Origin of the sequence: Aquisalibacillus elongatus, from assembly GCF_003843875.1 — a bacterium.
Taxonomy (GTDB): Bacteria; Bacillota; Bacilli; order Bacillales; family Alkalibacillaceae; genus Aquisalibacillus; species Aquisalibacillus elongatus.
Genome location: NZ_RKRF01000008.1, coordinates 321734 through 341196, shown reverse-complemented (window position 1 = coordinate 341196; position 19463 = coordinate 321734). Strand labels below are relative to the sequence as shown.

The window sequence follows — 19463 nt, the reverse complement described above, 5'->3', positions numbered from 1 at the left end:
CTACACCTCAATTTTTCACTGTATTATTGACAATTTTATTTATAAATTCTTCAACTTCTGCGTTTATTTCCTTGTCATCCAGTGCGAATTTTATAGTAGTTTTTATAAAACCTATTTTTTCTCCAACATCAAATCTATCGCCTTCAAAATCATAAGCATAAACTGCTTCTTTTTCATTCAACATTTGAATAGCATCTGTTAATTGAATTTCGTTACTTGCTCCTATTTTATGTTGACCTAAGAAGTCCATGATCTCTGGGTTCAATACGTAACGGCCCATGATTGCTAGATTAGAAGGTTCTTGACCTAATGCTGGTTTTTCGACAAAGTTATTTACACGGTATAAACGTCCATCTTGGTCTAGTGGGTCAATAATGCCGTAACGAACTGTTTCACCATCAGGTACTGTTTGAACACCGATAACCGACCTTTGTGTTTTTTCGTATTCGTGGATGAGTTGTTTTAGACCTGGTTTTTCAGCACGGACGATGTCGTCTCCTAATAATACGGCAAATGGTTCGTTCCCAATGAACTTACGTGCACTCCAAACTGCGTGGCCTAGACCTTTTGGTTCTTTTTGACGGATATAGTGTATGTCAGTCTCAGATTGTTTAACTTTTTCTAGTAGGTTGTATTTACCTTTGCTTTGTAATGTTTCTTCTAATTCAAAGTTTTTATCGAAGTGGTCTTCGATTGCACGTTTACCTTTTCCGGTTACGATAATAATATCTTCAATACCCGATTCAATGGCTTCTTCAACTATGTATTGAATCGTTGGTTTATCTACAATTGGTAACATTTCTTTCGGCATGGCTTTCGTTGCTGGGAGGAATCGTGTACCGAGGCCAGCTGCTGGAATGATGGCTTTTTTAACTTTTGTCATGACTATTCCTCCTTACTTTGCTTCCAGTACTCTCTAATAAATACGATGAACACTCCACCCATTAACCCTAATACTAATGAAATCGCCATATTCAACATTTTGTTTGGAGAAATAGGGTTAGATGAGGTATAAGGATTTGATAACAAATCAATTCGTTCTTCTACTATTTCGATATTTTCAGCTGAAATCGCGTCATCATATTTGTTGTAGTACTGTTTATAATTGTTATTTGCTTGATTGATTTTTGAGTTGATTTGTTCATATTCAACTTGAGTGATTTTTTCTAAATCCCTTAATTCCTGCAAAAGGCTTTCATTGGCTTCTAGGACATATTGCGAATCACTGGCGTTTTGTTGAAAAAGGACCAATAATGGCAAGCCTTCTGAATCTTCTAAAGCATTATATTCATTCATATACTCGTTTAGTGCTTCTTCTTCTGCTTCAAGTTTATCTTGGTACATCACTTTAAAAGAATCAATATACTCTGTGAGATTAGTACTGATTTCACTCTTGGTGTTTTTAACGACGGCTCCAAGTATATCAGCTAGTAATTCTTGATCAGAACCCTTTATAGAAAGATTGATTAATGATTCGTTGTTTTCAGCTTTTATTATATTTAGGCTTCCTTGTAGTGATGAAACACTTCTATTTAATTCAAGCTCTTCTATTGTAGATTGTAAGACTTCTGGTGATTTCATTCTTTCCACAATTACGTCCCTAGAAGTTGAGTTATTAGCATATTCTGTTAGAGATCCAATTGGGATATTTGTATTATTAATGATTACTGTTCCTTTTGATTCGTATGTAGGATTTGCGATGACGTAACTATATAATGCAGCAAGTACTAATGCGATAGCTGTTGCGCCAACGATGATCCATTTACCTTTCCATAATGTTTCAATGATTTCTCTAAGACTGATTTCTTGCTCCAAGCGTATTCCCCACCTTATTTAATTTGAAATAGAATAAATGTTATTTCGGTCCATTTTTATGAGTTTCATAACTTTTGGTTTTAGTTCTTGTTCGTTCGTTCTCATGAGTTGGTTGATTTCCGACTCTAGGTTTAAGTTATTATTAAAAGTTGCTTTGCCGATATAGATTTTAGGGAAGATTTCTTTGTTTGTGACCTCGTCTTCACCTAATAATTCTTCGTACATCTTTTCTCCAGGTCTTTTTCCCGTGAATTCAATGCCGATTTCCTCTAGCTTATAACCAGATAATCGGATGAGGTTTTCAGCTAATTCGACAATTTTTACGGGTTCACCCATATCTAAGACAAAAATTTCGCCACCTCTAGCTAATGATCCGGCTTGGATTACAAGGCGAGATGCTTCTGGGATTGTCATAAAGTAGCGTGTCATTTCAGGGTCTGTTACCGTGACAGGGCCACCCATTTGAATTTGTCTCTTAAATAATGGAATGACGCTTCCACGACTGCCTAAGACGTTACCAAATCGAACAGCTACGAATTTGGTGTTGCTTTTAGCTGCTTTAGATTGGACGACCATTTCTGCTAAGCGTTTGGTTGCACCCATGATATTAGTTGGGTTTACCGCTTTGTCTGTCGAGACTAATACAAATGTTTTGACGCCTATAACGTCTGCTGCGTCAGCTACATTTATAGTCCCAAAGACATTGTTTTTGATTGCTTCTTTAGGGTTTACTTCCATTAGTGGAACGTGTTTGTGTGCTGCGGCATGATAAATGACATCTGGTGTGTATGTATTTAGTACATCATGAATGCGTTCGCGGTCTTGTACATCAGCAATGACTGGAATGATTTCAAATTGATCGCCGTGTCTATTTTTAAGTTCCATATCTATTTGATAGATACTGTTCTCCCCATGACCTAATAAGACTAGTTTGGCAGGATCGAATTTGGCAATCTGCCTACAGATTTCAGAGCCTATGGAGCCGCCTGCTCCTGTTACGAGAACGGTTTGGTTTGTAATCGATTCTGATACCGTTTGTAAATCAAGACTGATTGGGTCGCGACCTAGTAAATCTTCTACTTGAACATCTCTGAACTGGTTCACAGAAACTTTACCTGTCATAATGTCTTCAATTTTAGGTAGTATCTGTGTTTTGGCTTCTGTTTTAGAACATTTATCAAAGATTTGGTTAAGTTCTGATTTTTCTAACGATGGAATAGCAATAATAACATGTTCAATTCTGTATCGTTCAATCACCTTCTCGATGATTTCTGATGTCCCAACTACCTTAACTCCATATAGCTGTAAGTTTTTCTTCTTAGGGTCATCGTCAATAAACGCTACTGGTCTTAATTCCGAATCATTATTGTTAAATAATTGTCGTGCGACCATGCTCCCCGCATCGCCAGCACCGATAATTAATGTTCTCTTTTGGTTTTTTCGATTCGAGAATAGTTGATCTCGAACGATACGCCAAGAGAATCTTGAACCACCTATGAGTAAGATATGTAGCATCCACGTGACGAGCAATGCTCTGAGTAACATTCCATCAAATATGTAATATTGCGCAAATCCTGTTAGTAAGATGGATAATGTTACGGCGTTAAAGATAGCTTGTAATTCTCCAATACTAGCATATTCCCACGCTTTTTGATAGAGACCATAAAAAACTGCGAAAATATGATGACTGACTAATAGAGTAATAGATGAGAGGTATAGTGTTTCTTCTCGAATAAAGAATGTATCATATAGTAAATAAGAACTAAGATAAATAGCCGTCATCACAATAAACGAATCTAGTAAAATTAGTACTAAAAGCCTATATCTTATCGCCACTCATTCGTCCTCCTTCCATTTGTAAATCACCAGTTAATTAATTTTTTGTATTTTATTATAATATTTTGTCGATAATTATTCCAATTCAAATTATACCAAAAATATTACAATTTTGTTATAGGTGCATTAAACTTTTTTATGTAATTTACTGCCTTTATATGAAAAGGGGCTTGTGATAAAACACTAAGCCCCTTCTCCAAACACCGTCTTAACAACATTTTCAGCCGCTTTGCCATTTTCCCAACTGCAAAAGCGCTCATGAAATTGTTTGTAAGTGTCTTGATATTTATCTACAATTTGATCGATATTTTGAATGGCGTCTATGACTTCGTCTGAGTTCATGAGAAGTGGACTTGGCACTTCTGTTTCGATATCAAAGTATAAGCCTCGGATTTTTCCTTTATAATCATCTAAATCATACGTGTAGAATAAGATTGGTCGATTTAGATTAGCGTAATCAAAGAATACCGAGGAATAGTCCGTAACTAGGATATCCGAAATTAAATATAGTTCTGCTATATCATCAAATGTTGATAGGTCATATGCAAAGTCTTCATAACCTGTTAAGTCGAGTTGACTTGCTACTAAATAGTGAAGTCTTAATACTAGTACATATTCATCGGAAAGTTTTTCTCTCATTTTTTCTAAATCTAGTGGTAGTTCAAATGAATACTTTCCTTTTTCGATAAATTGATTATCCCGCCAAGTTGGAGCGTATAGAATAACCTTTTTATCTACAGGAATGCCAGCTTTCTTTTTGAGTTGATCGATATAGGATTGATCAGCTTGGTATAAGGCATCATTTCTCGGATAACCGTATTCTAACATATGATTATCAAAATCAAATGCGCGCTTGAAAATCTCTGATGAGTATTGGTTTGGTGATATTAAATAATCCCACCTGCTACTTTCGTACGTGAAGTTCTTCTTATAGCGGCCCGTGTCTGTTCCTGGCATTTGTACTTCTTCAATATCAATACCTAATCGCTTGAGTGGGGTTCCGTGCCATGTTTGAAGATAGACTGTTTCATCACGCTTCTTCACATGTTTCGGTAACCTCGTGTTAAACACCCAATACTTCGCTCTTGCCATATAATAATAATAACCTAATGAATACCGTTTAACTTGCTTAGGATTACCGGGAATATCTAGTTTCTTTCCGTTATTAATCCAGATAAATTGATAATTCGGTCGGTGTTCGAGCATATATTCATAAATGGCTTTAGGGTTACAGGAATATCCCTTCCCCATAAAGCTTTCAAATACAACGTGATCCTTTTTTACAGTCATTTTTCTGAAGACTCGATTATAGATCATTTTTCTAAAGTTCGTTCGACTTGTTGTACTGCGTTTTACGTCGCTTAAGAAATGGTGTAATCGAACAAGATTAATAAATTTTTCCTGGTTTTGGTTTTGAATGGCTTTGATTTCTCTTTTAACAAATGGATTTTGTTTTTTAAAGACACGTTTGGATAGTTTATTAAAAGCATCTGATAAATGCTTAAAGACCTGATCGAAATCTTCTCGGTCGCGCATGTAATTTAAGAATGTTTTCCGATAGAAGTTCATCAAGTCCATATCGACCAGATATTTCATGTCATCATTTTGACGATAATCTGATTCGACCGACTGATACATATTCAAGTAATTTAAGGTTTTTTCATAATCGCTTGCTTCTTCAATGTTTGGATTTTGAATTAAATCTAACCTTTTTCGCCTGAAGTATCGGCTATCTCGTGTATAGTGTGTATATGGTTCAAGTGAAATGACTTTGTAAACAAAGGCGTAATCGGAATACATTTTAGTATCTTCAAGGAATCGAATGTTGTTGTTTTGAACGAAGGTACGAGAATATAAGAATTTTTGTACCGTTCGACTCGTGTACACTTTTGATGTTTTTCTAACCTTTAGGATTGTCTCTTCATTCTGTTCAAAGCCTTCCATTTCACCCAATGAACGAATCGTTGAAATACTTCCAGACATGATTCGATCTTCGCCAATATAATCAACTAAGAGCTTAATCGCATCGTGATGTAAGATATCATCACTATCAACAAAATATATATAATCACCCGTTGCAACATCAATTCCCTTGTTTCTAGCGAAGCCTACTCCTTTTTGTTCTAGGAGATCAATCGTTTTTATTCTTGAATCTTCTTCAGATAATTGATTAACTAACGTCATACTTTTATCTGTAGAGCCGTCATTGACGACAATGATTTCTAAGTTGTCATACGTTTGTCCTTGAATAGACTTTAAACAATCTACAACATAATCTTCTGTATTAAATACTGGTACAATTACTGAGACTTTCATGAAGCTTCACACCTTAATTACTTATATTGAAAGAGTCGCTTAATACTGTTCACGACCGGTTGTTTTCCGTTGTAAACAACCCCTGTTAATTCCGCTAATATATGCAAGACGATTAATACACCCATCATAATAAATAAAGATAAAATGGTTGTTGCATTTGTAAACACAATCGCCGTAAGACCAAAGAAGGCACTAAATAGATAAATGAGTAATACTGTTTTTCTGTGTCCTAGACCCATTTCTAATAGGACATAATGAATGTGCATTCTGTCTGCTGTCATAATGTGTTGTTTATTCATGGCCCTTCTGACAATCGCAAAAAGTGTATCAAAAATTGGGATCGTCAAGAGTACGATTGGTACGATAAATGTAAACACCGTAACATTTTTGAATAAGCCCAGCATTGAAATGACCGCTAATGAATAACCAATAAATAATGACCCTGTATCACCTAAAAAGATTTTCGCCGGGTAGAAATTGAATATTAAAAACGCCGATAGAGCTGCAATAAACACCGTACTTAGCGTTACAACTAGAATGGCCCCATCTCCTACCGCCATCACGAAAACACTTACAAACGCAATACCAGCAGTACCTGTCGCTAAACCGTCTAGGCCATCAATTAAGTTCATGGCATTCGTGATTCCAACAATCCAAAGAACCGTGAGAACATATCCAAAGAGCCCGATATCTACACTACCTAAAAATGGTACCGTGACTTTTTCGATCATAATGCCAGATGATAACACAACCACAGCGGCTGTGACTTGAACTAATAACTTCGTGACTGGTTTTAAATTTAGAATATCGTCTGCAATCCCTGATGCGATTATTAAGACAGCACCAATACTTATAGCCAGTAGACTATAATGTTCAGGTTGGAAGTAAAGTAATCCACCTATAATAGGGATAATAATAGCCAAACCACCTAATAACGGAATATCACCATTATGCTTTTTCCGATCATTAGGTCGATCAACATATCCTAATTTTTTAGCAATATATATAATTAATGGCGTTGTAATGAGTGTTAATAAGAATGTTAATACAAAGCCTATAATGATACTTGTGTAAGACATAGTTGTCACCTTTCTCAAGATAAAATTAACTAACGAGTATTTTAACATATATTTACTGATATTTCTTTACAAATTCTTTACATTGTATTTGCTCATTATTTAAGTTCTCATATATTTGACGAACACGAGTGTAAAAATGTTGCAGTGAATAGTGATTTTTCGCATGTTGATATAGCCGCTCTGTTTGTTGTGATGTTTCTTTTTGGATTGTGTTATAAATAGCTTGTGATAAGGTTTCTGGTGTTACTCGGTTCACGACAGTACCGTAATCCTCATTAGGGATCAGTTGTTTAACGTCGCCTACATTTGTCGTTACAATCGGTACTTTCGCTCTTGCCGCTTCAAGCAGTACAATTGGAAAACTTTCGCTTTTAGACGTTAATAAGCACACATCTGCTAATTCTAATACATTTTGAGCGTCCTCTCGATACCCTAATAAGTGGATTTTGTTTTGCAATCCTTTTTGTTTAATCAAATGATTAATATAATCTTTCTGCGTTCCTTCTCCAATTAATAGCAGTTGTGCATTAGGTTGATGTTGTGATAAGTGCTCAAACGCTTCTATTGCTAAATCGTGCCTTTTAACAGGTTCTAAACGAGCAATCATGACTATGAGTAGATCATGGTTTGAGAAGCCTAAATCTTCTCTGTTTAATCGGTTGATTTGATCCGGTTCAAATACTATACCGTTCCAAATAGTAGAAATCTGATGTTCTTCGATTTGAAAATCATTTTTCATAACCGTTGAAAACTCATCTGAGACGACCAAAAAATGATCTACTGATTTAAATGCCCATTTATATAACTTATAAAACATTTTTCCTTTAATGCCTTGACCGCTAAAATCATCGTTCGGGTTACTATGAATCGTTGTTAGTATAGGCTGTTTAATAAATGTTTTCATAAGAGCTGCTAAAAAAGTTGCTCTTGGTCCGTGAGTGTGGACAAAGTCTATCTCAAACTCTTTTAGATAACGAATAACTTCGAATATAATGGTTAAGTCTTTTTGGTTCTGTTGTTCGAATAAGACAACAGGGATACCTTTTTGTAACGCTTGCTCCATCATTTCGCCGTGCTCAAAGAGACCTAATATGACCTCTCCGTCATTAAATTGAGATAATAGGGATAAAATGTGGTGCATGCCACCGCCATTTTCATTCCCAGTATTTAAATGTAATACACGCAAATAGGGTCTTCCTTTGCAACTTTATTTTCCCCTAAGTACATGTATAAGAAATTGAGGCAGCTTTAACATTCTTTTCAGTCGTGTTGGGTTGGTTAATAGCCGGTATAACCATTCGAGGTTTAACTTTAACCAAATCTTTGGCGCTCTCTTTGCTTCTCCTGCCCAAATATCAAAACTTCCTCCAACTCCCATGAGTACTCCTTTATTTAGCTTTGCCTTGTGCCTAGTAATCCATTCTTCTTGCTTTGGATATCCTAAAGCTACGAAAATAAAATCCGCTTCTGATTGTCTAATCTCTTCGACCACTTCCAAATTATCGGTGTCGATATAACCATGATGATACCCAGCGATTGTTAAGTTTGGATATTTTTCTTTAATTTGTTGCTGCGCATTACGAACGACATGCTCTTTCGCTCCGAGTAAATAAATTCTCTTCTTATGTTCATTTGAGTAGTTTAATAAATCATCCATTAATTCAAACCCTGGAATTCTCTCTGGTAAAGGTTTGTTTATCATTTTTGAGGCAATAATAATACCAATTCCATCTGCAATAATATAATCTGATTGTTTAATGGTTCTCATATATTCCGGATGTTCTTTTGCATACATAACGATTTCGGGGTTCGCTGTGACAACGTGTATTGGATGGTTGTGTGGAGAGGTTATTTCATTTAGAAATTCCTTATGTGTTGTATGTATAAATGGAACATTTAGTATTTCAACTTGCTTATTCATATGTATTCGAAACCCTTTCAACATTTTGGAGTGTCTAATATGCTTTTTTCTTATAAATTATTGTTATTATATTTAATTTCATTATTTGCTATTGTCATTTTACCACAAACATGGCTTGGTTACTTGATCATTATGGGCATGGTGCTGTTAAGTTACGCTTATTTAAAAACGAATATAGCGTTGTTATTTATTTACTATCCCCTAAGGCCTTTATTAATTGAACTTAACTCAGGTTTAACGTTCTTAGGTGATGTGGTTATTATTTCATCAGTGCTTGTCATTCTCTATGTTGAACGTCATGCTATAAAAAGCTTATTTAAAAAGCTTTCATTTTTTATGTATTTTTTCTTATTTGTACTAGTTGGAAGTGTCAGCGCACTGTTGGTGTCTAATCAAGCGATCATTCCGATTTTAATGGAAGTCAGAGCTTTAGTGATAATGACATTACTAGTTCTAGTATTTACATCTAGCATATGGCTCAAACGTGACCTCGTTAACATACTCAATATTAGTCTGATTGTAGCTTTTATCATAAGCTTATATGGATTATTCGAGAAGCTTTTTGGAAAAGACGTCGTTTTCCCAGCTGCTTGGGCAAGCTGGGATTTATCATCGCAAAACGCATCACGTGTATATGGTGCTCTTGCCAACCCTAATGTTTTAGCTATGTATTTGCTTACGGTATTTGCATTATCTTTCTTGCCTGTTATTAGGCTATCTGTGAATCAGTTTTTTCTTAGATTAGTTCAATTCACGATTTTATCTACCGTATTATTAACGGTTTCTCGAGGAGCTATATTAGCTTTTCTAATTGCCTTGATGGTATATATCATAATGACGAGGAGTTGGAAACTGATCATTAAGATTGGACTGATTGGAGTCCTTAGCTTCTTATTTGTCACTTACCCCGTTGAATATGGCGCCGAATACATACAGAATGATGCGACAACAGAGCAGAAAAAAAACAAAAAACGAAAAAAGAGTGAATCATATAGTTTATTCGAACGGCTTGAGATGATGTTTTCGGATTCGACTATTGAATCAAGCAAAAATTGGGGGCGTCTATACATTGTGGATAAAGGAATTGAAGTATTTCAAGACCATCCAGTGATTGGGACGGGTTTCGCAACTTTTGGAGATTCAGCCACTCAACGTTTCCCATCGCCCATTTATGACCAATATGATATTGATGAAGATATATATTCTGATAATCAGTATATACATATTTTAGTTTCGACAGGAATTGTGGGAGCTTTGTTGTTAATTATTTTTCTTGTCAGACTATGTGTGGTGGCATGGAAAGACTTTTATCAAGAGGAACGGCGACTTTTCGGTCTATTTTTAATCGTTCTAATGATTTCATGTCTATACTATAACACCCTAGAGGATAAAACTTTTATGCTTTGGTTCTATACACTATTAGGCTGGTTGATCAACCCTTCAAGGCAGGAAGATTAAATATGGCTAAGCGACAGACATTTTTCCAAGCATTTAGCTGGATTGCAATATTAACATTGATTAGTAAACTGTTAGGTTTCGTCAGAGAGGCGATTATTGCATCGTTATTCGGCGCGAGTTTAATGGCTGACATGATCTATGTCGCGCTGATTATACCGACTATTGCATTTACGGTTATTGGAACAGCTATTCAGGGACAGTTGTTACCAGCTTATATTGCATCATCTGGAAGACGGGTGTTTCAACAATATAGTTTTCTATTTATAACGATTTCTTTTGGTCTATTGACCGCCATTCTATTGTTGATTCAACCCATTGTCATGGTCATTGCGCCAGGCTTTAATTCTCAAGAGAGTTTAGTCACTAGTTGGCTTTCGGTCATTATCATCCCAGTGTTAATTTTCATGACGCTCAATTCCTTAACACAGGTGATCTTTCACGCAAATGATCACTTCACACCACCTGCTGTTGGGCCGGTGGTTAATAATGTTGTAACCATCTTGATCATCGTAATGTTTTATTCAACTTTTCATATTTACAGTGTTGCATTAGGCATTTTGGTTGGTAGCATCGGTCAATTCTTATACCAATTTTCAATAGTTAAAGAAAAATCATTATTATGGCCAAGTTTTAAAAACGTACATTTTAAAAGTCAACTTAAGAAACTAAAGCCCATTTTTCCGATCATCATCGCGGCTTTAGCTTTACAATTAAATCTACTAGTAGACCGCGTGGTGGCTTCCTTTTTAGATGAAGGCGGAATTGCAGCACTTAATTATAGCTATCGTTTGTTGTGGATACCGTTGAGCATTTTGCTGATGCCCATTACAACGATTTTCTATCCTAAAATGACACGTGCTTTAAAATTAAATAACTTAAACTATTACCGAGAACTTATCGCAAATGGATTTAATGTTATTTTACTCATTGCCTTGCCGATCATGTTGGTTATGTTACTAGAGTCTGATTCGATTATTAAGATCGTTTATGAGCGCGGGGCCTTCTCAGTGGAAGCGACCGTTAGAACATCAGGCGCTTTATTGTTTTACACTGTTGGGTTGCTATTTTTTGCGACTCGCGAATATTTTGTTCATCATTTTTATGCACATGAACGTTATCGTAACGTTATGTACGGCAGTTTGATTGGGGTTACAATCAACATCTTATTAAGTGTTATTTTGGCTCAGTACATTGGCATTAATGGCATTGCAGTTGCGACATCGTTTTCTATGTTCGTTCAAACGATTTACTATTATTATTTTATTCGAAAAGATTATTTCATCCTTAATCTGTCAATAATAGCTAAAGCTGTGTTTTCAATTACTTTGATTGGTTTGGTCATACAGTTGCTCAGGCCTTTAATCAATGATTGGCAGTATATTTCATTTTTGATTACAACTCTAATAACATTTGGGTTCTACTTTTTATTGTTACAAAAAGAAGTTACTCGAATGCTTGAAGATATGAAAGGAACGTAGTCATGCGGATTTTGTTAACGACCATCTTCAATTACCCTCACGAAGGTGGCTTGTCCACTCATATAACAACCTTGAAACAAGGGTTAGAAGAGTTGGGACATCATGTTGATGTACTCTCAGGCTCTGAGATTTCTAACACTAGAAACTTTTTGGCGATTCGTGGGCCAGGTTATGTATTAAATAAACTCTCCCCTGGGAAAGGGCAATTATATAGTGACGATCGACGTCAGTTATTTATTCGAAATAGATTAAGACAAATAGGAAACGGTTATGATGTTATTAATACACAAGATATTTTTGCAACTTTAGCTGCTCGAGGACACGGGATACGCGTTGTTCAGACTATACATGGTTATTACACCTATGAGGCAATCAGTCGAGGAGCTGTTCAGGAGCATTCAACTTACGCTAGGAAATTCAAGCGGTACGAGCGTTATGCTTATAAATCAGCTGATCAGATTATATGCGTCGACCAGAGGTTAAAAGGATATATTAAGACCGAGGTTAACAGAGAAGCTAATGTGATTCCTAACTTCATTAATACGTCTAAATTTGATTTATCTAAGTCTGACATTCAATCTATTAGAATGAAATATGAACTCCCTTCAGAGAAACATATTATTCTCATTCCGAGACGGCTAACTGAAAAAAACGGTGTGATCTATCCTCTGTATGCCATAAAACAGTTAATTCAAGATCGACAAGATTTTATGTTAGTTTATGCTGGAAGTGGCGAATGTTTAGAACAACTACAAGAATATACTCACCAGAATGACCTAAACCAGTATGTGAGATTTTTAGGTTCTGTCCCTCATTTTGATATGATTGGTTTATTTGAACTGAGTGATTTAGTTATTATTCCTAGCATTCATACTAAAGGCGTTGAAGAGGCGACCTCGATCGCTGCTTTAGAGGCAATGGCTTCTGGTACTCCTGTTATTGCTAGTGCAATTGGAGGATTAAAAGAATTAATCCGTCATGAGGAAAATGGGTTACTTTTTCAAGAGAAAGATATAAATGAACTCACAAGCTTAATATCGACTCTAATCAATAATCCGAATTTTAAAGATCGATTATCTCAGCAAGGGAAAAAATATATCATAAATCATCATTCCCATATTCAAGCCGCACATGCGTTCATTAAGACTTATCGGTCTGTATAATATTTCTTAAGACTCATTGCGACATACCTAGAATTGATTTATAATTTATCAAGCGTACTACATACAAAGTGGGTGTTGACAGTTGAAAAAAACAATCTATTTACATGTTGGCTATCATAAGACAGCTACGACATTTTTACAAAATAGTATTTTCCCGAATTTAAAGAAGGTAAAACACATTAAAAACAAAAAAATAAAAAATGAGTTATATCGTTTGCGTGTTAGAAAACTCAAAGATGAAGATATTTTAGAAATCAGAAATAGGTTTGATGAACTAGGCAAGGAAGGCAAACCGACTTTAATATCTTATGAAGGTTTATCGGGTAGCCCTTTTAAGCAAAAGAAACCTAAAAAGGCGGCTACGATTCTAAAAGACCTTAGACGTGTGTTTCCTGAAGATCAATATGACGTGAAGTTAATCATCGGTATCCGAGAACAAGTTCAGATGATGACCTCTTTATATGTTCAACACTTGCATATGGGTGGCTATAAGCAAGCCGAAGATTATATGGATAAGCTTGAAAAACACGAGGTATTAGACCAATATAAATACAATGAATATCTTGATTTAGTTGAAGAGATCTTTGGACAAGATTATTACTTATTCATCTATGAGAATCTTAAAAAAGATCAAAAAGGCTATTTATTGGCACTGTTAAATTATATAGGTGTTAAGAAAATACCTGATTACGATGATTATCCTGCTAATAAGAGTTATGGTGTTTTACAAGCGAAAATTGCACGTCGTTTGAATTATTTCTTCTACTCTAAGCAAAACCCGAATGGTAGAATTAAGCCAAAAAAAACGAAACGATTTGGTAAACTCTGGCCGCGTCCATTTTTACAAAACAAGATCAGTTACAAAATTCATTACAAACGTTATACTTTACCCGAAGACATTCAGCGCAAAATACGTGAGCGCTACAAAGAGGATAATATTAAGCTAAGTCAACGTGACAATGTTAACTTACCCGATAATTATTTATATTGAGGCTGGGATCTAACCCAGCCTCTTTTTTGTATTGCAGATTCATCTCTGTTTCAGCACCTTTTTTCATTCATTAAACAAAAATAGCAGGGGCTAATTCTAACTGGTCCGTTGTGAGGTGCAATACCTTAAAACGCAATAAAAAATACAATATAATTCACATTATTGACCACACAAAAAAGGACTTAGCTTTTCTTCTAAGTCCTTAGCTTGTATTTTCCTTCTTCAACTACAAATACTTTAATAAGCTCTTAATTTTTTGAATTGACGACAGTATAGTAAACAAGTATAAGAGTTAACAGTCCGCTCCCCAAAAATATACTGCCTGAAAATAAAAACATATTCGTATAGCCTTCAACAACAGTTCCAAACCAGGGTTCTACTACACCTCGTTCAAATTGCCATTTTTGAGCAAGTGATGTTCCAAAATTAACACTGGAGAACATTAATATTAATCCAATTAAGCTTAATAGTAAGCCGAAAACCATTAACCTCTTAAATTTTTCTCTCATTCACAATCCCTCCCAAATTCCTTCGTTGATCATTTAAACTGAAACCCCAACTTTAAATATAATTTTAACATAACTTTCCATTTAAACCTTGATTAAAAATAACAATCACATTGAAATCATTCAATTCATTTCTACAACAATATTTATTTCAACCCCTGTGAATAGCCAAGTGATTTGGAAAGTGATTATATATTAACACCTTATAATTCCTAGATATATCAGCAATATAACATGCATGAAATATATGCGATTTTTACTTGTGAAATAGTAGTGTTTCTGTCTCTGAGCACTTCTGAACGGAACCCGTTACGATTAATCCAGCCTCTTTCTTTGTATTACGAATCCACCTCTATTTCAGGACCTTTTTTCACGGCTTCAGACCCCTAAACGTCAACTTCAGACCATTTTTCTAAATTAATATACATCGAAACTTGTCGAAAAGCTACAAAGTTTTTTGTTTTCAGACCTTTTTCATTAATTACAAAAAATAGCAGGGCTAATCCCTGCTATTTTACTAAAAACCATCCATTTTTAAGGTTTTCTCTATTATAATAAAATCGTTCTTCATCTCCATAACGAATCACGTCTTTACCTGCAGCCTCAACAATGGCTTGACCGGCACCCGTGTCCCATTCCATCGTCGGTGCGTACCTTGGATAATAGTCTGCTTCGCCTTCTGCCACTAAGCAGAATTTTAGCGAGCTGCCTGATGAAACTGTCTGAACGTCATCGTGCTTTTCTTTTAGACTATTAATAAAGTCTTCAGTTTCTTGTGACATATGAGAACGGCTTGCAACAACGTTAACCGTTTCTTTTGATTCTACGATTGGTAGTTTGTCGCTTACTTGATATAAGTCTTCATCAGTTGTAAAGGTAGCTTTAGAAGCATCCTTTAGTTTATAAGCGCCTTTACCTTCAACACCGATATATAAAATATCTAATGCAGGTGTATAAATAACGCCTAGCGATGGATAATGACCTTCAATTAGAGCGATGTTAACCGTGAATTCACCGTTTTTCTTAATAAATTCTTTCGTACCATCAAGTGGGTCGACTAAAAAGAATTTCTCCCAGTTCTTTCGTTCGTCATAAGGAATGTCTGCTCCCTCTTCACTGAGAACTGGTATGTCAGGAAAGTGTTGAGTTAACCCTTTCATAATGACATCGTGCGAACGTTGGTCAGCCGTTGTTAAAGGTGATTCATCTTCCTTATACTCCACATCGAAGTCTTTTTTATAAATCTCCATGATCTCTTTACCAGCATTAATAGAAATATCTACAACTTCTTTTAACATTGTTTATACCTCTAGATAGCCTTTTGCTTTTAAGTGATTGACGACTTGTTGAACACATTCTTCTATTGAGTTCTTATCCGATTCAACGATTATTTCAGGGTTATTTGGTTCTTCATAAGGATCATCAATTCCTGTAAACCCTTTGATTTCACCAGCACGGGCTTTTTTATAAAGCCCTTTTGGATCTCTGGATTCGCATACATCTAGATCACATTTAACAAAGACTTCGATAAATTCTCCATCATCCATAATTTCACGAACTTTGTCACGGTCTTCACGATAAGGTGAAATAAAAGCAGTTAGAGTAAGTAACCCAGCGTCTGCCATTAACTTAGCAACTTCGCCCACCCGACGAATATTTTCAGCACGGTCTTCTGCGCTAAATCCAAGGTTATTATTTAAGCCATGGCGCACATTATCACCATCTAAGCGATACGTATGAACCCCTTGCTTATAAAGTTCCTTTTCAACCTCTACTGAGATCGTGGATTTACCTGCACCTGATAAACCTGTAAACCACACGACAGCACTTTTGTGTCCGTTAAGTTTTTGGCGCTCTTCTTTTACGACTTTTGAGTCATGCCATACAATGTTTTCTGATTTTGTCATTATAATCCTCCTAAACCCATGTTTGAGTAATAATAAATGTTGTCACAATCATCACAATTAATGATAATGGTAATCCTACTTTTATATAGTCGCTAAATTTATAACCACCAGGTCCGTACACAATCAAGTTTGTCTGATAACCAATTGGTGTAACGAAACTAGCTGATGCTGCTATGGCAATGGTTATAGCTAACCCCATAGGGTCAATGTTTAGCTGATTGGCCATTTCAATCCCGATCGGAAGCATTAAGACAGCTGCTGCAGCATTCGTGATTAATTCGGTAAAAATATTCGTTAATAGATAAACTAATAAAATCACGGCAACCATTCCGAATGGCTCAATTAAATTCAAGGCTTCCTGCGCCATTAATTGTGCTAGTCCTGTTTCCGTCATGGCCGCCCCAACTCCAATAGCACTGGCTATTAATAATAAGACATGGAATTGTATATATCCTTTTGCTTCTTCTGGTGTAATTGCCTTACCGATAAATAAAATGAGAACCGCTAATAACATAGCCTTAAACATACTCAAGATTCCCAAGGCTACCAATACTACCATAGACACTAGGACTGCTATTGAGAACCAGCCTTTAACTGGGTCTTCATTTAGTTCCTTCGGTGTTCCGAGTGATGATATCACATAAAAATCATTTGAATATTGATGCTTATCTATAAAATCAGCACCTGTGAGCAATAATAGTGTATCCCCAGGTTTTAAAACGATATCACCAATCTTACTCTTAATTCGTTCATTGTTTCTATGTACAGCTATGACACCCGCATCATATTTGGAACGGAAATGTGATTGTTTAATCGTTTTAGACAATAATGATGAATCATGAGATACAACAGCTTCTAGTAACTGTGTTTCACCATTCCCACTCTTAAGATCCTCAAGTCTTAAATGCGTCCCCGTCTCTAAATACAACCCTTTCATTTTCTCCAAATCAGCAATTGTTGATATGAGACCTGTGAAAATAAGGCGATCGCCAGGGCGGATAATCGTATTTGACCCTACTGGTGATACAATCTCATTATTTCGAATAATTTCTATCAAGAATAGACCCTTTAAATCACGTAACCCGGCTTTTTTAACGGTCTGATTGACATGAGGAAAGTCATTGCCCACTGTCAACTCAGCCATGTATTCCCTCGTATTTTCCTTCATTTTATCTTGAAAACTTTTATATGAAGGCAATATTTTGGGGGCAATTGTTGTTAAATAGATTAACCCGACTAATGTAATCGGCACCCCTACAATGGCTAATTGAAAAAATGAAAATCCATCAAACCCAAGTTCCTTCAGCATCCCATGTACTACTAGATTCGTAGACGTCCCCATTAACGTCATGGTACCGCCTAATATGGTGACGTAAGATAACGGTATTAATAGCTTGGATGGTGCAATCCCTTTATCTTGACACCATTTACGTAGCACAGGGGTGAAGGTTACAACAATGGGTGTGTTGTTTAAGAAAGCAGAGAAAAACGATAATGGAGCAAAGAATTTCCCTGACATTCCAGCCATCGTGCTAGTATTTTGAAGCCATTTTTGAATTAAGCGATCTATAATACCGCTTTTCTTCACAGCACCTGCTACCACAAATAATAGAGCAATAGTTAACATACCCTCGTTAGAGAAACCTTTCAAAGCTTCTTGAGGTGTTAATATGCCCGCTATAAGTAATATTGTTAATGCTGAAAAAACAACCATGTCAGGCCGGGCAACTTCAAATAGAAGCCCGACTAACATGGCTAGTACCACAATTAATACAAAAACCATTTCAAAGGTCATTGGGATAATACCCCTTTATACTTGTTGCATTCCTTTAATTAACACATCTGCTACTTCTGGTCTTGAGAATTCTTTCGGTGGACGCTCACCATTACGTAGCATTTCGCGTACTTTCGTTCCGCTTAAATGAACATGGTTTTCTTTGTCATGAGGGCATGTCTTAGCAGATGCCATATTCTCACAAACGGTGCAATAAAATGCGTGTTCAAACTTAAAGATCGTCATACCTAATTCTTGCTCATACTGCTCGATTAATTTTTGGGCATCATACGTGCCGTAATAGTCACCAACACCCGCATGGTCACGACCGACAATGAAGTGTGTGCAACCATAGTTCTTACGTACAATCGCGTGTAAAATCGCTTCCTTAGGACCAGCATAGCGCATCGCAGCTGGGTAAATAACTAAACGTACACGGTCTTCCACGTAGTAGTTCTTTAAAATCACTTGATAACTTTCCATACGGACATCTGCTGGAATGTCATCTGATTTTGTTTCACCTACTAATGGGTTAAGTAGTAGCCCATCTACTGCTTCAAGTGCTGTTTTTTGAATATGCTCATGCGCACGGTGAACTGGATTACGCGTTTGGAAACCAACAATTGTTTTCCAACCTAAGTCTTTAAACATTTGACGCGTCTCAGATGGATCCATATAGAAATCCTCAAACTCACCATGACCTGGTCTGTTTAATAATGTAATTGGGCCACCTATATAAATGTCGCCACGTTCGTAGAGTTTTTTAACACCAGGGTGTTCTGATTCTGTTGTGCCATAAACGTTTTGTGCTTCTTCTTGTTTAGTAGCTTCATACTTCTCTTCAACAGTTAGTGTTGCATAAATTACACCATCAGCACCTTTAAGTGCAATTTTCTCTCCAACGTTGTATAGATCTGATTCATCCTTTGTGACAGATAGCGTAATCGGAACACTCCAAACCGTTCCATCTGCTAGACGAGTGTTTTGAACGACACTTTCATAATCTTTTTGACCCATGAATCCTTTTAATGGGCTAAAGCCACCGATACCGATTAATTCGATATCAGAAATTTCCCAGTTATTCACTTCTAAAACTTTTAAATCTTCAGCCTCTTTTAGTGCTTGTTCACGCTCAGCACCTTGTAATTCACGGTTAACTAATTCGCCTCCGTGAGCCTCGATTAATTGTGTCATACTGTATGTACCTCCTAGTCAATTA

General features: G+C 36.1%; 16 protein-coding genes. 4 read left to right on the top strand and 12 right to left on the bottom strand.

Features of this window, described 5'->3' with window-relative positions:
* Positions 1–7: 7 nt before the first annotated feature.
* From galU to EDC24_RS06790, 7 genes are all read right to left on the bottom strand, one after another.
* A complete protein-coding gene (gene galU / locus EDC24_RS06820; RefSeq protein WP_124220995.1) occupies positions 8–883 on the bottom strand; it encodes a UTP--glucose-1-phosphate uridylyltransferase GalU in 876 nt (291 codons plus the stop codon).
* Positions 884–885: 2 nt separating this feature from the next.
* A complete protein-coding gene (locus EDC24_RS06815; protein WP_124220993.1) occupies positions 886–1815 on the bottom strand; it encodes a YveK family protein in 930 nt (309 codons plus the stop codon).
* An 18-nt stretch (positions 1816–1833) separates the two neighbouring features.
* Positions 1834–3651, bottom strand: a complete 1818-nt coding sequence (locus EDC24_RS06810; protein WP_124220991.1) for a nucleoside-diphosphate sugar epimerase/dehydratase — start codon at positions 3649–3651, stop codon at positions 1834–1836.
* A 183-nt stretch (positions 3652–3834) separates the two neighbouring features.
* A complete protein-coding gene (locus EDC24_RS06805; RefSeq protein WP_124220989.1) occupies positions 3835–5967 on the bottom strand; it encodes a bifunctional glycosyltransferase/CDP-glycerol:glycerophosphate glycerophosphotransferase in 2133 nt (710 codons plus the stop codon).
* A gap of 17 nt (positions 5968–5984) precedes the next feature.
* Positions 5985–7046 (bottom strand): MraY family glycosyltransferase, encoded by a 1062-nt coding sequence (locus tag EDC24_RS06800; protein WP_124220987.1) that lies wholly within the window; start codon positions 7044–7046, stop codon positions 5985–5987.
* 52 nt (positions 7047–7098) lie between these two features.
* Positions 7099–8232: a glycosyltransferase family 4 protein gene (locus EDC24_RS06795; protein WP_124220985.1), complete on the bottom strand. Its 1134-nt coding sequence runs from the start codon at positions 8230–8232 to the stop codon at positions 7099–7101.
* A 21-nt stretch (positions 8233–8253) separates the two neighbouring features.
* Positions 8254–8967: a WecB/TagA/CpsF family glycosyltransferase gene (locus EDC24_RS06790; RefSeq protein WP_124220983.1), complete on the bottom strand. Its 714-nt coding sequence runs from the start codon at positions 8965–8967 to the stop codon at positions 8254–8256.
* A 39-nt stretch (positions 8968–9006) separates the two neighbouring features.
* Here EDC24_RS06790 and EDC24_RS06785 point away from each other — a divergent pair, with 39 nt between their 5' ends.
* The 4 genes from EDC24_RS06785 (at position 9007) to EDC24_RS06770 (ending at position 14057) form a co-directional block, all read left to right on the top strand.
* The gene (locus tag EDC24_RS06785; protein WP_170158491.1) at positions 9007–10425 is read left to right on the top strand and encodes an O-antigen ligase family protein; all 1419 of its coding nucleotides are present in this window, start codon (positions 9007–9009) and stop codon (positions 10423–10425) included.
* Positions 10426–10427: 2 nt separating this feature from the next.
* Positions 10428–11903: a murein biosynthesis integral membrane protein MurJ gene (gene murJ, locus EDC24_RS06780; RefSeq protein ID WP_124220980.1), complete on the top strand. Its 1476-nt coding sequence runs from the start codon at positions 10428–10430 to the stop codon at positions 11901–11903.
* 2 nt (positions 11904–11905) lie between these two features.
* The gene (locus tag EDC24_RS06775; protein ID WP_124220978.1) at positions 11906–13066 is read left to right on the top strand and encodes a glycosyltransferase family 4 protein; all 1161 of its coding nucleotides are present in this window, start codon (positions 11906–11908) and stop codon (positions 13064–13066) included.
* Positions 13067–13148: 82 nt separating this feature from the next.
* Positions 13149–14057 carry a hypothetical protein gene (locus tag EDC24_RS06770; protein WP_124220976.1) on the top strand — a complete coding sequence of 303 codons (909 nt, stop codon included), beginning with the start codon at positions 13149–13151 and terminating at the stop codon, positions 14055–14057.
* A gap of 248 nt (positions 14058–14305) precedes the next feature.
* Here the strand turns inward: EDC24_RS06770 and EDC24_RS06765 are convergent, their stop codons facing one another.
* The 5 genes from EDC24_RS06765 to sat form a co-directional block, all read right to left on the bottom strand.
* A complete protein-coding gene (locus tag EDC24_RS06765; protein ID WP_124220974.1) occupies positions 14306–14566 on the bottom strand; it encodes a hypothetical protein in 261 nt (86 codons plus the stop codon).
* Positions 14567–15072: 506 nt separating this feature from the next.
* A complete protein-coding gene (gene cysQ, locus EDC24_RS06760) occupies positions 15073–15861 on the bottom strand; it encodes a 3'(2'),5'-bisphosphate nucleotidase CysQ (RefSeq protein WP_124220972.1) in 789 nt (262 codons plus the stop codon).
* A gap of 3 nt (positions 15862–15864) precedes the next feature.
* Positions 15865–16470: an adenylyl-sulfate kinase gene (cysC, locus tag EDC24_RS06755; RefSeq protein ID WP_124220970.1), complete on the bottom strand. Its 606-nt coding sequence runs from the start codon at positions 16468–16470 to the stop codon at positions 15865–15867.
* Positions 16471–16480: 10 nt separating this feature from the next.
* Positions 16481–18265 carry an SLC13 family permease gene (locus EDC24_RS06750; protein WP_124220968.1) on the bottom strand — a complete coding sequence of 595 codons (1785 nt, stop codon included), beginning with the start codon at positions 18263–18265 and terminating at the stop codon, positions 16481–16483.
* Positions 18266–18280: 15 nt separating this feature from the next.
* Positions 18281–19438 carry a sulfate adenylyltransferase gene (gene sat / locus EDC24_RS06745; RefSeq protein WP_124220967.1) on the bottom strand — a complete coding sequence of 386 codons (1158 nt, stop codon included), beginning with the start codon at positions 19436–19438 and terminating at the stop codon, positions 18281–18283.
* Positions 19439–19463 lie beyond the last annotated feature (25 nt).

Excerpts from the sequence above, each read along its gene's own strand:
- galU (WP_124220995.1), bottom strand. The coding sequence starts at position 883 with ATGACAAAAGTTAAAAAAGCCATCATTCCAGCAGCTGGCCTCGGTACA.
- EDC24_RS06805 (WP_124220989.1), bottom strand. The coding sequence starts at position 5,967 with ATGAAAGTCTCAGTAATTGTACCAGTATTTAATACAGAAGATTATGTT.
- EDC24_RS06800 (WP_124220987.1), bottom strand. The coding sequence starts at position 7,046 with ATGTCTTACACAAGTATCATTATAGGCTTTGTATTAACATTCTTATTA.
- EDC24_RS06790 (WP_124220983.1), bottom strand. The coding sequence starts at position 8,967 with ATGAATAAGCAAGTTGAAATACTAAATGTTCCATTTATACATACAACA.
- EDC24_RS06785 (WP_170158491.1), top strand. The coding sequence starts at position 9,007 with ATGCTTTTTTCTTATAAATTATTGTTATTATATTTAATTTCATTATTT.
- murJ (WP_124220980.1), top strand. The coding sequence starts at position 10,428 with ATGGCTAAGCGACAGACATTTTTCCAAGCATTTAGCTGGATTGCAATA.
- EDC24_RS06775 (WP_124220978.1), top strand. The coding sequence starts at position 11,906 with ATGCGGATTTTGTTAACGACCATCTTCAATTACCCTCACGAAGGTGGC.
- EDC24_RS06765 (WP_124220974.1), bottom strand. The coding sequence starts at position 14,566 with ATGAGAGAAAAATTTAAGAGGTTAATGGTTTTCGGCTTACTATTAAGC.
- cysQ (WP_124220972.1), bottom strand. The coding sequence starts at position 15,861 with ATGTTAAAAGAAGTTGTAGATATTTCTATTAATGCTGGTAAAGAGATC.
- cysC (WP_124220970.1), bottom strand. The coding sequence starts at position 16,470 with ATGACAAAATCAGAAAACATTGTATGGCATGACTCAAAAGTCGTAAAA.
- EDC24_RS06750 (WP_124220968.1), bottom strand. The coding sequence starts at position 18,265 with ATGACCTTTGAAATGGTTTTTGTATTAATTGTGGTACTAGCCATGTTA.
- sat (WP_124220967.1), bottom strand. The coding sequence starts at position 19,438 with ATGACACAATTAATCGAGGCTCACGGAGGCGAATTAGTTAACCGTGAA.